14 protein-coding genes are annotated in these 14246 nt (G+C 67.7%); 13 read left to right on the forward strand and 1 reads right to left on the reverse strand.

Going from position 1 to position 14246, the window contains the following annotated elements; translation table 11 throughout:
- Positions 1 to 4: 4 nt before the first annotated feature.
- From rfbB to ACO227_RS09535, 3 genes are all read left to right on the forward strand, one after another.
- Positions 5 to 1063, forward strand: coding sequence for a dTDP-glucose 4,6-dehydratase (rfbB, locus tag ACO227_RS09525; RefSeq protein WP_423607168.1), 1059 nt, complete (start codon positions 5 to 7; stop codon positions 1061 to 1063).
- Complete coding sequence (gene rfbD / locus ACO227_RS09530) at positions 1060 to 1938, forward strand: dTDP-4-dehydrorhamnose reductase (RefSeq protein WP_423607170.1); 879 nt, start codon at positions 1060 to 1062, stop codon at positions 1936 to 1938. The genes rfbB and rfbD overlap by 4 nt, the downstream gene beginning before the upstream one ends.
- An 87-nt stretch (positions 1939 to 2025) precedes the next feature.
- Positions 2026 to 3051 carry a sterol desaturase family protein gene (locus ACO227_RS09535; RefSeq protein WP_423607171.1) on the forward strand — a complete coding sequence of 342 codons (1026 nt, stop codon included), beginning with the start codon at positions 2026 to 2028 and terminating at the stop codon, positions 3049 to 3051.
- A 4-nt stretch (positions 3052 to 3055) separates the two neighbouring features.
- On the opposite strand, the gene ACO227_RS09540 is transcribed toward ACO227_RS09535, so the two are convergent.
- Positions 3056 to 4459: an exopolysaccharide biosynthesis polyprenyl glycosylphosphotransferase gene (locus ACO227_RS09540; RefSeq protein WP_423607173.1), complete on the reverse strand. Its 1404-nt coding sequence runs from the start codon at positions 4457 to 4459 to the stop codon at positions 3056 to 3058.
- Positions 4460 to 4708: 249 nt separating this feature from the next.
- On the opposite strand from ACO227_RS09540, the gene ACO227_RS09545 reads away from it, so the two are divergent.
- From ACO227_RS09545 to hisH, 10 genes are read left to right on the forward strand one after another with little or no spacing between them, the layout of a single operon-like run.
- Positions 4709 to 5719, forward strand: coding sequence for an NAD-dependent 4,6-dehydratase LegB (locus tag ACO227_RS09545; RefSeq protein WP_423607174.1), 1011 nt, complete (start codon positions 4709 to 4711; stop codon positions 5717 to 5719).
- A gap of 8 nt (positions 5720 to 5727) precedes the next feature.
- Positions 5728 to 6921 carry a LegC family aminotransferase gene (locus ACO227_RS09550; RefSeq protein WP_423607176.1) on the forward strand — a complete coding sequence of 398 codons (1194 nt, stop codon included), beginning with the start codon at positions 5728 to 5730 and terminating at the stop codon, positions 6919 to 6921.
- A gap of 4 nt (positions 6922 to 6925) precedes the next feature.
- Positions 6926 to 7600 carry a cytidylyltransferase domain-containing protein gene (locus ACO227_RS09555; protein ID WP_423607177.1) on the forward strand — a complete coding sequence of 225 codons (675 nt, stop codon included), beginning with the start codon at positions 6926 to 6928 and terminating at the stop codon, positions 7598 to 7600.
- Complete coding sequence (locus ACO227_RS09560; RefSeq protein ID WP_423607178.1) at positions 7600 to 8238, forward strand: hypothetical protein; 639 nt, start codon at positions 7600 to 7602, stop codon at positions 8236 to 8238. The genes ACO227_RS09555 and ACO227_RS09560 overlap by 1 nt, the downstream gene beginning before the upstream one ends.
- Positions 8235 to 9239, forward strand: coding sequence for an N-acetylneuraminate synthase (gene neuB / locus ACO227_RS09565; RefSeq protein ID WP_423607180.1), 1005 nt, complete (start codon positions 8235 to 8237; stop codon positions 9237 to 9239). The genes ACO227_RS09560 and neuB overlap by 4 nt, the downstream gene beginning before the upstream one ends.
- Positions 9236 to 10426 carry a UDP-N-acetylglucosamine 2-epimerase gene (neuC, locus tag ACO227_RS09570; RefSeq protein ID WP_423607182.1) on the forward strand — a complete coding sequence of 397 codons (1191 nt, stop codon included), beginning with the start codon at positions 9236 to 9238 and terminating at the stop codon, positions 10424 to 10426. The genes neuB and neuC overlap by 4 nt, the downstream gene beginning before the upstream one ends.
- A 3-nt stretch (positions 10427 to 10429) precedes the next feature.
- Complete coding sequence (locus ACO227_RS09575) at positions 10430 to 11482, forward strand: nucleotidyltransferase family protein (RefSeq protein WP_423607183.1); 1053 nt, start codon at positions 10430 to 10432, stop codon at positions 11480 to 11482.
- 30 nt (positions 11483 to 11512) lie between these two features.
- Positions 11513 to 12826 carry an N-acetyl sugar amidotransferase gene (locus ACO227_RS09580; RefSeq protein ID WP_423607185.1) on the forward strand — a complete coding sequence of 438 codons (1314 nt, stop codon included), beginning with the start codon at positions 11513 to 11515 and terminating at the stop codon, positions 12824 to 12826.
- Positions 12823 to 13596 carry an imidazole glycerol phosphate synthase cyclase subunit gene (locus ACO227_RS09585; RefSeq protein WP_343517848.1) on the forward strand — a complete coding sequence of 258 codons (774 nt, stop codon included), beginning with the start codon at positions 12823 to 12825 and terminating at the stop codon, positions 13594 to 13596. Before ACO227_RS09580 ends, ACO227_RS09585 begins: the two co-directional genes overlap by 4 nt.
- Entirely contained in the window at positions 13593 to 14234 is a 642-nt protein-coding gene (hisH, locus tag ACO227_RS09590) for an imidazole glycerol phosphate synthase subunit HisH (protein ID WP_423607187.1), read from the forward strand. Before ACO227_RS09585 ends, hisH begins: the two co-directional genes overlap by 4 nt.
- Positions 14235 to 14246 lie beyond the last annotated feature (12 nt).

Genomic DNA, 14246 nt, shown 5'->3' on the forward strand with positions numbered 1-14246 from the left:
TCCCATGCAGACCATCCTCGTCACCGGCGGCGCCGGCTTCATCGGCTCGGCGGTGGTCCGCCACCTCGTCCGCAAGGGCAAGCGCGTCGTCAATCTCGACCTGCTCACCTATGCCGGCAATCCGGCGAGCCTCAAGGCGATCGAGAACGCCCCCAACCATCGCTTCGTGCAGGGCGACATCGCCGACGTGCCGCTGATCCTCTCACTGCTGCGCGAGGAACAGGTCGACGGCATCATGCACCTCGCGGCGGAGAGCCATGTCGACCGCTCGATCGACGGCCCCTCCGCCTTCGTCGAGACCAATGTCGTCGGCACCTTCCGCCTCCTCTCCGCCGCGCTCGAATATTGGCGGGGGCTGGAGGGCGCGAAGAAGGACGGTTTCCGCTTCCACCACATCTCGACCGACGAGGTGTTCGGGGACCTGCCCTTCGACAGCGGCATCTTCACCGAAGAGACGCCCTACGCCCCGTCATCACCCTATTCGGCGTCGAAGGCGGCGAGCGACCATTTCGTCCGCGCCTGGCACGAGACTTATGGCCTGCCGGTCGTGCTTTCCAACTGCTCGAACAATTACGGGCCGTTCCACTTCCCCGAGAAGCTGATCCCGCTGGTCATCCTCAACGCGCTCGAGGGCAAGCCGCTGCCGGTCTACGGCAAGGGCGAGAATGTCCGCGACTGGCTGTACGTGGACGACCACGCCAAGGCGCTCGAGCTGGTGCTGACCAAAGGCGTGGTCGGCGAGAGCTACAATGTCGGCGGGCGCAACGAGCGCACCAACCTCCAGGTGGTCGAGACGATCTGCGACGTGCTCGACGCGCGCGTGCCGCTGGCCGACGGGCGCAGCCGGCGCGAGCTGATCAGCTTCGTCACCGACCGCCCCGGCCACGACCGCCGCTATGCGATCGACGCGACCAAGATCGAGCGCGAACTCGGCTGGAAGGCCGAGGAGAGCTTCGACACCGGCCTTGCCCGCACGGTCGACTGGTATCTCGACAATCGCTGGTGGTGGGAACCGATCCGTTCGGGCAGCTATGCCGGCGAGCGGCTGGGCAAGACCGCGTGAAGATCCTCGTCACCGGCCGCGACGGCCAGGTCGCGCAGAGTCTCGCCGAGCGCCATGGCGGGCATGAGCTGGTGTTCGCGGGGCGGCCCGATCTGGACCTCGCCGATCCCGCGTCGATCGAGCGCACCATTGCGGCGGTGGACCCCGCGCTGGTGATCTCGGCGGCCGCCTATACTGCGGTCGACAAGGCCGAGGACGAGCCCGAGCTGGCGATGGCGGTGAACGGCGAGGGGCCGGGCGTGCTCGCCCGCGCCGCGGCGAAGCTCGGCGTGCCGGTGATCCACCTTTCGACCGACTATGTCTTCGACGGCGCGCTCGACCGGCCGTGGCGCGAGGACGATCCGGTTGCCCCGCTCGGCGTCTATGGCGCGACCAAGCTTGCGGGCGAGCAGGCCATCGCCGCCTCGGGCGCGACCTACGCGATCCTGCGCACCGCTTGGGTCTACAGTCCGTTCGGCGCGAATTTCGTCAGGACGATGCTGCGCCTCGCCGAGACGCGTGATGCACTCAACGTGGTCGAGGACCAGCATGGCTGCCCGACCTCGGCACTGGATATCGCCGACGGGATCATGGCGGTGATCGCCGCCTGGCAGGCCGATCCCGCGCACGGCGCCAACGGCGTCTATCACCTCGCCGGTACCGGCGAGACGCATTGGGCCGGTTTCGCCCGTGCGATCTTCGCCGAAAGCGCGCAGCGCGGCGGCCCCGCGGCCGAAGTGACCGGCATCCCGTCGAGCGGCTATCCCACGCGCGCCGTGCGCCCGGCCAACTCGCGGCTCGACTGCACCCGGCTGGCGCGGACCTTCGGCTGGCGCGCGCCGCGCTGGCAGGAGTCGCTCGGCGTGGTGATGGACCGGCTGGTGCCGCGGCCATAGCCACCACGGCGCTTTTGGGGTAGGGGCGTCCGTCCGGACTGTCACCCAGGGATAGCTGATCGAATGGCGTCGCGAGCGGAATCCGGCATGTTCGAGCCGATGGCGGCAGGCGGGCTGAGCGCGCGCGGCTGGCGGTCGCGCCCGCTGCTGTGGCGCGCCACCCTGTGGGCCTGCTTCGCGCTCATCGTCGCGGTCGCCTGGGGTCTGGTCGCCGCCGGCCCCATACTGGACGGCTGGGCGCGCGCGCTTTCCTCGGGGGTCAAGGCCGACCTGCTGACGGGCGGCCCGCGCGGCTATGTCGAGGCGGGACTCGGCACGGCGGCGTGGTTCGCGCTGCTCGTCGGCCGTCCGCTCGCCATCCTGGCCGTGGTCATGGCGGTGGAAATCGCGCTGGTCGGGCCGCCGCGCAGCTGGTCGCGCTCCTGTTTCTTCATGCTGATGCAGGCGATCATCGCCTCGCTCTTCTACTTCCTCAACCCCTGGCTCCAGATGGTGCTGCCGGTGGGCGAGCTCGGCGCCCTGGTGCGAGTCGAGATGCAGCATCTGCCGGCCCTTCTCGCGCCGCTCGGCAATTTCTTCCTGATCGTGCTGGTCTTCCTGCTCCATGGCCTCGCCGGCTATTGGGTCCATCGCGCCCAGCACGAGATCCCGTTCCTGTGGCGCTTCCACGCGGTGCACCATGCGATCGAGGACATGGAAGCCATGGGCGACGTTTCGCACCCGTTCGACGCGATCGGCGACCGCATCGGCGTGATCCTCATCGGGTTGCTCGTCGGAGTGAATTACGAGGGGATCGCCTGGATCATCGCGGTGCGCTCGGGCGCGGGCCGGCTGATCCATTCGCGCGCCCCGATCAACTTCGGCAAGCTCGGCTGGCTGTTCGTCGACAACCGCTTCCACTTTACCCACCACAGCGTGCGCGAGAAATATTTCGACCGCAATTATGGCGGCGTGTTCACGATCTACGATCGCCTGTTCGGCACCTATGTCGCACCGGACGGCGACGCGCTCGAAGTGACCGGCATGCCCAGCAAGCTCCCCGCCAGGACGGTGACCCAATTCCTGCTGGCCCGGCTGGACGACCGCCCGGCTGCGCCGGCGGAGACCCGCTGACGCCTCAGAACGCGTTGCGGTGGAGCAGCACGCGGAAGGTCATCAGCACGATCTGGATGTCGCGCCAGATCGTCCAGTGATCGAGATATTCGAGATCGGCCTGGAGCCGGTTGGTGAGGTCGTCCTCATGGAAGGTCGCGCCGCGATAGCCGCGCACCTGGGCGAGGCCGGTGAGGCCCGGCTTGGCGCTGTGGCGGTGCCAGTAGCGCTGGTCGACTTCCCAGAAGAGCTTGTCCGCCGCGCGCGAGCCGAGCGCGTGCGGGCGCGGGCCGACGATGCTCATCTCGCCGCGCAGGACGTTGATCAGCTGGGGCAGCTCGTCGATGCTGGTCTTGCGGATGAACGCGCCGACCTTAGTGATGCGGTCATCGTCGCGGCTGGTCGAGCGGTTGCCCGCGCCGTCGAGCGTCTCGACGCGCATGCTGCGGAACTTGAACATGCTGAACATCTCGTTGCCGCGGCCGATGCGCACCTGCTTGAAGAACACCGGCCCGTCGCTGTCGAGCTTGATCAGCGCCGCGACGATCAGGAACAGCGGCGACAGGAGTACCAGCGCCGATCCCGCGACCGCGACGTCGAAGCCGCGCTTGATCACCCGGTCGAGCAGGTCGAGCGGGCCGGTGGAGACGATCACCGTCGGCATCGGGCCGTGGCGCGCGACGCCCAATGGGGCGAGCTCGGCGAGCTCGGGGATCAGCATCTCGCTCTGGATGTTCGCGCCCTTGAGCGCGCTCGCCCAGGCGATGCGCCGCTCCGGCCGGCACGCCACCACCACCCGGTCGGCGGTCCCCAGCGCCTTGGATAGCCGGTCGTACATCAGCGGGTCGTGCTTGTCGGGATCGAGGTCGAAATCGGCCGCCATCAGCACCGAGAAATCACTCTCGGGCACTTGCTGCCCGGCGTCGCAGATCAGCACCGTCGAATGGATCGCGGCCCCGCGCGACTGGCGCAGGAAATGGGTGAAGCCATAGCGCGCGACGGCGAGGCTCAGGATCGACAGGCCCGCGCCGAAGCCGAGCGTCAGGCGCGAGAATTGCGCGCTGGTCTTGAGCACGAAGGCGACCAGGATGACGATGCACAACGCGGTCAGGAAGGCGCGCACCGACCGAGTGATGCTGAGATAGCGATTCTCGAGCGCCTCGACCGAATAGGCGTGGAGGTTGCTGGCGCTCACCAGATAGATCGGGGTGAGGATGCCCGCGATCAGGATCCAGCCGGTATTGTGGGTGACGCCGACCGTGCCATAGAGCTCGCCTGCGGCGAGGAAGCTCAGCATGATGCAGGCGATGTCGAGCAGGAACAGGCCCGCGATCAGCCGGGCATTGCCGACGCCGCTGGCGGCCCGCCATTTGCTGGATGGCTTGGCCGCGTTGAGTCCCCACTGCGCGGTCTTTTGGCTGTAATTCATGATGCCCCTGAACCTGAGCCGACTCAGCCGATCGAGGCCGCTGCCTATTCCGATTCGTAGTTATCCACAAGGTCACTGCGTTAGTACGGGCGTGCCAAACGGTAGAAAAACGGAATGTTACCGCGTTGCGGAAAAACAGCGGCACGGCTAATGCGCTGGCCGCGGACGGGGTGCCGGCGCGTGGATATCGGGGCCCTCCCGCCGCCGTTCGGCACGGGACGCAAGCGTTGTTCTATCGAGGGGCAGATCGTGAAACTGAGCGGCAAGCGTGTTCTCGTTACCGGAGCCGACGGCTTCATCGGTTCGCACCTCACCGAATATCTGGTCGAGCAGGGCGCCGACGTGCGCGCCTTCGTCTATTACAACAGCTTCAACAGCTGGGGCTGGCTCGACACCTCGAAGCCGGAGATCCGCAAGTCGCTCGACGTGTTCGCGGGCGACATCCGCGACCCTTATGGCGTGCGCAAGGCGATGGAGGGCTGCGACGTGGTCATGCACCTCGCCGCGCTGATCGCCATCCCCTACTCCTACCACTCGCCCGACACGTACATCGACACCAACGTCAAGGGCACGCTCAACGTCGTCCAGGCGGCGCGTGATCTGGGCATAGAACGTGTCGTCCACACCTCGACCAGCGAGGTCTACGGCACCGCGCGCTTCGTCCCGATCACCGAAGAGCATCCGCTGCAGGGCCAGTCGCCCTATTCGGCGAGCAAGATCGGCGCCGATCAGATCGCGCAGAGCTTCTTCCTTTCGTTCGACACGCCGGTGGCGACGATCCGCCCGTTCAACACCTATGGCCCGCGCCAGTCGGCGCGCGCGGTGATCCCGACGATCATTACCCAGATCGCCGCGGGCGCGAACGAGATCCGCCTCGGCGCGACTCATCCGACGCGCGACTTCAACTATGTCCGCGACACGGTGCGCGGCTTCGTCGCGGTCGCCGAATCCGACAAGGCGCTGGGCGAGGTGATCAACATCGGCAGCAACTACGAGATCTCGGTCGGCGACACCGCCGCGCTGATCGCCGAGCGGATGGGGCGTGAGGTTCGCATCGTCTGTGAGAACGAGCGGTTGCGCCCCGACGGCAGCGAGGTCGAGCGGCTGTGGGCGGAGAATGCCAAAGCGCGCGAGCTGACCGGCTGGGCCCCCGAATACGGCGAGCGCGAGGGCTTCGGCCGCGGGCTCGACGAGACCATCGCCTGGTTCAGCGACCCGGCGAACCTCGCGCGCTACAAGACCGACATCTACAACATCTGAGGACCCGCATGGCGAGCGCTGCCCCCACCGATCCGACTCCCGCGATCGCCCAGGACGTCCTCGGCGCGGTGCGGCAGGTGCTGGGCACGCCCAACGGCATGATCCCGCTCCACGAGCCCGAGTTCGCGGGCAACGAATGGGCCTATGTCAAGGAATGCATCGACACCGGCTGGGTCTCGTCGGTGGGCTCCTATGTCAACCGGATCGAAGGCGATCTCGCCGACTTCACCGGGGCGAGCCATGCCGTCGCCACCGCCAACGGCACCGCGGCGCTGCACATCTGCCTGCTGCTCGCCGGGGTCGAGCCGGGTGACGAGGTGCTGCTGCCGACGCTCACCTTCATCGCCACCGCCAACGCCGTCTCCTATATCGGCGCCACGCCGCATTTCGTGGACTCCGAGACGCGCACGCTGGGCGTCGATGCCGAACGGCTTGACGCGCATCTGCGCGAGGTGGCGGAGATCTCGGGCGACCGCTGCGTCAACCGCCGCACCGGCGCGACGATCCGCGCGCTGGTGGTGATGCACGCTTTCGGCCATCCCTGCGATCTCGACGCGCTGGCCGAGGTCGCCGCGCGCTGGAAGATCGTGCTGGTCGAGGACGCCGCCGAATCGCTGGGGTCCTACTACAAGGGCCGCCACACCGGGAATGTCGGCCGCATCGCCGCACTGAGCTTCAACGGCAACAAGGTGATGACCACCGGCGGGGGCGGGGCGATCCTGACCAACGACCCCGAGCTCGGCCGCCACGCCAAGCACCTCACCACCACGGCGCGCGTGCCGCACCGCTGGAACTTCATCCATGACGAGGTGGGCTACAACTACCGCCTGCCCAACCTCAACGCCGCGCTCGGCTGCGCGCAGCTCGAGCGCGTGCCGGGGATGATCGAGCGCAAGCGCAAGCTCGCCGACCGTTACGCCGCCGCCTTTGCCGAGGTGCCCGGCGTACGCTTCCTCGTCGAGCCCGCGCAGTGCGTCAGCAACTATTGGCTCAACACCATCGTGCTCGACGCGGCGCAGGCCGATGCGCACGAGGCGGTGCTGGGCGTGCTCAACGACGCCGATTACATGTCGCGCCCGCTGTGGACGCTGATGCACCGGCTGCCGATGTACGCCGCCTGCCCGCGCGCCGATGTGAGCGTCGCGGAGGGGCTGGCGGCGGCGGTGATCAACCTGCCGAGTAGCCCGAAGCTGGCCGACTGAGCCGATGGCCGTCTTCGCCCTCATCCCGGCACGCGGCGGATCCAAGGGCATCCCGCGCAAGAATATCCGTGAGATCGCGGGCAAGCCGCTGATCGCCTGGACGATCCAGGCCGCGCTGGCCGCGCCCGGGGTCGACGCGGTGGTGGTGAGCACCGAGGACGAAGAGATCGCTGCGGTGTCGCGCGAATGGGGCGCCGACGTCCCCTTCATGCGTCCGGCCGAGTTGGCGGCGGACGAGACGCCGGGGATCGATCCCGTGCTCCACGCGATCGACGTGCTCCCGTCCTACGACGCGGTGCTGCTGCTCCAGGCGACCTCGCCGCTGCGCGGGGTCGCGGATATCGAGGGCATCCTCACGCTCGCCGCGCAGACCGGTGCGCCCGCGGTGGTATCGGTGTGCGAGCCGGAGGACCATCCCAACTGGATGTACCGGCTGGACGCCGGTTCGCGGCTGGCGCCGCTGATGCCCACGCCCGAAGTGACGCGGCGCCAGGACCTGCCGCCGGTCTATGCGCTCAACGGTGCGATGTATTTCGCTCGCACCGACTGGCTGCGCGAGACGCGCGGTTTCCTGAGCGCGGAGACGCGCGGCTATCCGATGCCCGCCGAGCGTTCGGTCGACATCGACACGCCGCTCGACTGGCGCGTGGCCGAGATGCTGCTGCGGGGGGAGGGGTGATGCCGCCGCTGTTCATCCTCGGCACCGGCGGGCAGGCGCGCGACGTCGCCGACATCGCCGACGCGCTCGGCTATCGCACCGTGTTCGTGACGCGCGACGCGGCGGTGATCGAGGGCTGGACGCGCGACGACGAAATCGTCGACGAGGAGACCGCGCTGGCACAGGCCGCTTCCGAGGCGTTCGTGGTCGGCGTTGGTGACAACCGCACCCGAGCCGCCATCGCCGGGCGGCTGCGTGGCACGCTGCGCTTCCCCAGCCTGATCCACCCCGACACCAGCTTCGGCCGCGGCTCGCGCGCTTCGCTCGAGACATCGACCGGCAGCGTGGTGTTCGCCGGCGCGCGCTTCACCAACAATGTCGCGTTCGGCGACTTCTGCATCGTCAATCTCGCCGCGACCGTCTCGCACGATGTCGAGCTCGGCGATTTCGCCAACCTGTCACCCGGCGCCTCTATCGCCGGCAATGTCCGGGTCGGGGAGGGCGCGCTGATCGGGGTGCGCGCGGCGGTAAATCAGGGTAACGACACGCGCAAGCTCGAGATCGGCGCCTGGACCGCGGTCGGGTCGGGCGCGGCGGTGATCCGCGACTGCGAGCCCGACGCGGTCTATGTCGGCGTACCAGCAAGGAAGATTCGTTGAAGACGCTCATCATCGCCGAGGCCGGGGTCAACCACAATGGCGACATGGATCTGGCGCGCCGGCTGGTCCGCGCCGCCGCGGATGCCGGCGCCGACATGGTCAAGTTCCAGACCTTCCAGGCGAGCAAGATCACCGCGGCGCACGCGCCCAAGGCCGATTACCAGAAGGAAACCACCGGCACCGGCGAGAGCCAGCAGGAGATGATCGCCAAGCTCGAGCTGTCGCGTGCCGATCACGACATGCTGGTCGCCGAATGTGCCGATGCCGGCATCCGCTTCTTCTCGACCGGCTTCGACGAGGACAGCCTCGACATGCTGGTCGAGCTCGGCATCGACCGGATCAAGGTGCCCTCGGGCGAGATCACCAACCTGCCGCTGCTGCGCCACATCGCGGGCAAGGGGCTCCCGGTGATCCTCTCGACCGGCATGGCCGACATGGCGGACATCGAGGCGGCGATCGGCGTGCTGGAGGCGGGCGGGGTGCCGCGCGCGCAGATCACCGTGCTTCACTGCAACACCGAATATCCGACACCGATGCAGGACGTGAACCTGCCGGCTATGCGCAACATCGGCGCGGCATTCGGGGTCGAGGTCGGCTATTCCGACCACACGATGGGGATCGAGCTGCCGATCGCCGCGGTCGCGCTCGGCGCCACCGTGATCGAGAAGCATCTGACGCTCGACCGCGGCCTGCCCGGCCCCGACCATCGCGCCAGCCTCGAGCCCGGCGAGTTCGCGCACATGGTGCGGGCGATCCGCAACATCGAGCAGGCGGTGGCCGGCGACGGCATCAAGCGTCCGAGCCCGAGCGAGGCCAAGAACCGCGCCATCGCGCGCAAGTCGATCGTCGCCGCGCGCGACATCGCCGCGGGCGAGGCGTTCAGCGCCGACAACCTCACCGCCAAGCGCCCCGGCACCGGCATCTCGCCGATGCGCTGGGACGAGGTGGTCGGCCGCACCGCCCACCGCGCCTTCGCGGCCGACGAGCTGATCGAGCTGTGAGCGCCGCCCGCCGCATCTGCGTCGTCACCGGCACGCGGGCCGAATACGGCCTGATGCGCGGGCTGATCGCGGGCATCCGCGATGACGACGCGTTCGAGCTGCAGCTCGCCGTCACCGGCATGCATCTCTCGCCCGAGTTCGGCCTCACCTGGCGCGAGATCGAGGCCGACGGCTTTCCGATCGACGAGCGTGTCGAGATCCTGCTGAGCAGCGACACACCCGTCGGGGTGAGCAAGGCGATGGGTCTCGGGCTTATCGGCTTCGCCGACGCCTTCGCGCGATTGAAGCCCGACCTCGTCGTGGTGCTCGGCGACCGCTTCGAGATTCTCGCGGCGGCGTCGGCGGCGCTGGTCGCGGGCATCCCGATCGCGCACATTCATGGTGGCGAGACCACCGAGGGGGCGTTCGACGAGGCGATCCGCCATTCGGTGACCAAGATGTCGCACCTGCACTTCACCGCGGCGGCGCCCTATCGCGACCGGGTGATCCAGCTCGGTGAAGCGCCCGAGCGCGTGTTCCTGGTCGGCGGACTCGGCATCGACGCGATCAAGGGACTGAAGCTGCTCGATCGCGCCGAGCTGGAAGGGCAGCTCGACCTCGAGTTCGGCGCGCGCAACCTGATGGTGACGTTCCACCCGCCGACGCTCGAGCCGGGCGAGGCGGCGGCGCAGATGCAGGCGCTGCTCGACGCGCTCGATTCGCTGGGGCCGGAGACGCATCTCCTGTTCACCATGCCCAATGCCGACACCGGCGGGCGTGAGCTTGCGGCGATGGTCGACCGCTTTGTCGCAGCGCGTCCGCACGCCCGCGTGTTCACCTCGCTCGGCCAGCTGCGCTATCTTTCGTGCATGCGGCTCATGGACGGGGTGGTGGGCAACTCGTCGAGCGGCCTGATCGAGACGCCGAGCTTTGGAATCGGCACGGTCAATATCGGCGATCGCCAGGCTGGTCGGCTCAAGGCGGCGAGCGTGATCGATTGTGCGCCGCAACAGGACGCGATAGAGGCGGCCCTGGAACGGCTGTTCTCGGACGATTTCCGCAAGGGGCTGGCAGGGGTCGAGAACCCCTATGGCACCGGTGGCGCGACCATGGCGATTCTCGACGTGCTGCGCCGGCATCCTTTGTCGGGATTGCTCAAAAAGTCGTTTCACGACATTGCCTTGGCAACGGATACCGGGGAGCGATAGACGATGGTTTCCGAGCAGTGGCGCGCCTGTCTGCTTCCGCACGAGTCGAGCGTCCAGGACGCGATCCGCTGCCTCGATAAATCGGGGCTTCAGATCGCAATGGTGGTCGATGCCGGCGATCGGCTGCTCGGCACGGTGACCGACGGCGACATCCGCCGCGGCCTGCTGCGCGGGGTTCAGCTCGCAGATCCGGTCGCACCGATCGTCCATGGCGACCCGCTGGTGGTGCCGCCGAGCCTCGAGCAAGACATGGTGCTGCAGCTGATGCAGGCCAACAAGATCCATCAGCTGCCGATCGTCGACGAGGGGCGCCGCGTCGTCGGCCTCTATGTCTGGGACGAGCTGCAGGCGAGCCCGAGCGCGCGGCCCAACACCATGGTGGTAATGGCTGGCGGCAAGGGTACGCGCCTGCGCCCGCACACCGAGAATTGCCCCAAGCCGCTACTGCCGGTCGGCGGCAAGCCGATGCTCGAGCACATCATCCAGCGCGCGAGCGGCGAGGGCTTCCGGCACTTCGTGCTGGCGATCCACTATCTCGGCCACATGATCGAGGAGTATTTCGGCGACGGCAGCCGCTGGAACGTGCGCATCGACTATCTGCGCGAGAACGCCCCGCTCGGCACCGGCGGCGCGCTCAGCCTGCTCTCGCCGCGGCCCGAGCACCCGTTCCTCGTCACCAACGGCGATGTGCTGACGGATGTGCGCTACAGCGAGATCCTCGACTTCCACGAGCGCCAGGGCGCCGCCGCGACGATGGCCGTGCGCAGCCACGAATGGCAGCATCCGTTCGGCGTGGTGAAGACCCGCGGCATGGAGATTATCGGCTTCGAGGAGAAGCCGATCTATCGCAGCCACGTCAACGCCGGTATCTACGTGATCGAGCCGCGCGCGCTTGACGCGCTCGAAACCCATCAGCATTGCGACATGCCGACGCTGTTCGAGCGACTCCAGGCCGGATCGGACCGCACCATCGTCTACCCGATGCACGAGCCTTGGCTCGACGTCGGGCGCCCCGCCGACCTCGAGCAGGCGCGCAACAACCACGAACCCGCCTGACGCCCGTTTTTGACCGAAAGAGGTTTCCCCATGAAGATTGGCCCGAGTTCCAGCGTTGATCTGTCGCGCTACGAGCGCCCCGATGACCAGCTCGAGGTCTTCTACGGCCTGCCGCGCGAGGTGCGCTTCTGCGTCAAGTGCAACATGTCGAACCAGCAGCCGATGTCGTCGAACGAGTATGCGCACGGCGCCGGCTCGACGAAGACGACGATGCAGTTCGATGAGGAGGGCGTGTGCCACGCCTGCCGCTTCAACGAGCTCAAGGCCAACGAGGCCGAGATCAACTGGGACGAGCGCGAGCGCGAGCTGGTCGAGCTGTGCGATCGCTATCGCCGCGACGACGGCAGCTACGACTGCATCGTCGGCGGCAGCGGGGGCAAGGACAGCGCGATGCAGTCGCACCTGCTCAAGTACAAATACGGCATGAACCCGCTGACGGTGACCTGGTCGCCGCACCTCTACACCGACATCGGCTGGAAGAACTTCCAGAACTGGCTGCACGTCGGCGGCTTCGACAACTATCTGTTCACGCCCAACGGCAAGATCCATCGCCTGCTCACGCGCAACGCGACGATCAACCTGCTCCACCCGTTCCAGCCATTCATCCTCGGCCAGAAGACCTTCGTCGCCAAGATGGCGGCCAAGCTCAACATCCCGCTGATCTTCTACGGCGAGATGCCCGGCGAATATGGCGAGCAGATCAGCCACAAGACCTCGAGCTACGCCGCCGGCAAGGACGCGGAGAGCGAGGGCTTCCAGCTCGATTACTATCGCGGCCGCGACGTGCGCGACATGCTGCTCGGCGGCAAGTCGATCGGCGAGTATCTCGAGGAGGGCGTGCCGCTGGTCGACCTCAAGAGCTATCTCCCGATGGAGAACGAAGTGCTGATCGAGAAGGGCATCGACTGGAAATATCTCGGCTACTACGTCCGGTGGGTGCCGCAGGAAGCGTATTACTACGCGGTGGAGCATACCGGGTTCGAGGCCAATCCGGTGCGCACCGAGGGCACCTATTCCAAGTACAACAGCCTCGACGACAAGGTCGACGGCTTCTTCTACTACACCCGCTGGATCAAGTTCGGCGTCGGCCGCACGATGATGGATTCCGCTCAGGAGATCCGCAACCACCACATCACCAAGGAAGAGGGCCTGGCGCTCATGGAGCGCTACGAGGGCGAGTATCCGGCGCGCTACGAGAAGGAGTTCCTCGACTATGTCGGCATGACGCGCGAGGAGCTGTTCGAGACCGTCGACCGCTTCCGCTCGCCGCACCTGTGGAAGGTCGAGGACGGCGAGTGGAAGCTGCGCCACACGCCCTGGGGGCGGACGGACCAGCGCGCATGAGGAACACCCGCCTGATCGCGCGGCTCGACGTCAAGGGCCCCAACCTCATCAAGGGGATCCACCTCGAAGGGCTGCGCGTCATCGGCGATCCGCAGGAATATGCCCGGCGCTATTACGAGCAGGGCGCGGACGAGCTGATCTATATCGACATCGTCGCGAGCCTCTATGGCCGCAACAGCCTCGGCGACATCGTCGCCCGGGCGGCGCGCGACGTGTTCGTGCCGCTCACCGTCGGCGGCGGGCTGCGCTCGATCGACGATGTGCGCGCGATGCTGCGCGCGGGCGCCGACAAGGTCGCGATCAACACCGCGGCGATCCGCCGCCCCGAGCTGATCACCGAGATCGCGCAGCGCTTCGGCTCGCAATGCATGGTGCTCGGGATCGAGGCCAAGCGCAGCGGCGCGGGCAAGTGGGAAGCCTTCACCGACAATGGCCGCGAGTTCACCGGGGTCGACGTCGTCGAATGGTGCCGCCGCGGCTACGAGCTCGGCGCGGGCGAGATCCTGCTGACCTCGGTCGACCAGGAGGGCACGCGCAAGGGCTTCGACACCGCGCTGATCGAGGCGGTGACCAAGGTCGTGCCGATCCCCGTGATCGCCTCGGGCGGGATGGGCTCGACCCAGCACATGGTCGAGGCGGTCGAGCATGGCGCCGACGCGGTCGCGATGGCCGACATCCTTCACTATAACCGCATGTCGCTGCCCGCGATCCGCGCCGCCGCGATCGACGCGGGGCTGCGCGTGCGCCGCGATACGGAGATTGCCGCGTGAGCGTGGTCCACATCGTCGATTACGGGATCGGCAACCTCTACAGCGTGTCGCGCGCGATCGAGAAGGCGGGCGGCGAGGCCAGGCTGACCAGCGACGCCGCCGAGATCGCCCGCGCCGATCGCATCCTGCTGCCCGGCGTCGGCGCCTACGAGCCGTGCATCTCGACGCTGCGCGAGACCGGCCTCGCCGATCCGGTTCTGGAATTCGCCGCCACCGGCCGCCCGTTCCTCGGCATCTGCGTCGGCATGCAGCTGCTGTTCGACTACAGCCTCGAATTCGGCCGCCACGAGGGTCTCGGGCTGATCCCCGGCCATGTCGCGGCGATCCCGCCCAGCGACGAGGCCGGCACGCGCAAGGTGCCGCATATCGGCTGGAGCCCGCTGCTGGTGCCTGAGGGGCGCAACGGCTGGGAAGGCACGCTGCTCGATGGCGCCGAGCCGGGCGTCAGCTCGGCCTATTTCGTCCACTCGTTCAACTGCGTGCCCGACGATCCCGCCCGGCGCCTGGCCGAGGCCGATTATGCCGGCTTCGCGGTGTGCGCCGCGGTCGAGAAGGACAACATCACCGCCTTCCAGTGCCACCCCGAGAAGAGCGGCCCGGCCGGCCTGCGCATCCTCGAGAACTTCCTGCGCAAATAGCCTCATCATAGT

The organism is Sphingomonas sp. MS122, from assembly GCF_049532975.1.
Lineage (GTDB): Bacteria > Pseudomonadota > Alphaproteobacteria > Sphingomonadales > Sphingomonadaceae > Sphingomonas.

Bases quoted from the DNA above. Each gene is read 5' to 3' on its own strand.
- rfbB (WP_423607168.1), top strand. From the start codon at position 5: ATGCAGACCATCCTCGTCACCGGCGGCGCCGGCTTCATCGGCTCGGCG.
- ACO227_RS09540 (WP_423607173.1), bottom strand. From the start codon at position 4,459: ATGAATTACAGCCAAAAGACCGCGCAGTGGGGACTCAACGCGGCCAAG.
- ACO227_RS09560 (WP_423607178.1), top strand. From the start codon at position 7,600: ATGCCGCCGCTGTTCATCCTCGGCACCGGCGGGCAGGCGCGCGACGTC.
- ACO227_RS09535 (WP_423607171.1), top strand. From the start codon at position 2,026: ATGTTCGAGCCGATGGCGGCAGGCGGGCTGAGCGCGCGCGGCTGGCGG.
- ACO227_RS09575 (WP_423607183.1), top strand. From the start codon at position 10,430: ATGGTTTCCGAGCAGTGGCGCGCCTGTCTGCTTCCGCACGAGTCGAGC.
- ACO227_RS09580 (WP_423607185.1), top strand. From the start codon at position 11,513: ATGAAGATTGGCCCGAGTTCCAGCGTTGATCTGTCGCGCTACGAGCGC.
- ACO227_RS09585 (WP_343517848.1), top strand. From the start codon at position 12,823: ATGAGGAACACCCGCCTGATCGCGCGGCTCGACGTCAAGGGCCCCAAC.
- ACO227_RS09555 (WP_423607177.1), top strand. From the start codon at position 6,926: ATGGCCGTCTTCGCCCTCATCCCGGCACGCGGCGGATCCAAGGGCATC.
- ACO227_RS09550 (WP_423607176.1), top strand. From the start codon at position 5,728: ATGGCGAGCGCTGCCCCCACCGATCCGACTCCCGCGATCGCCCAGGAC.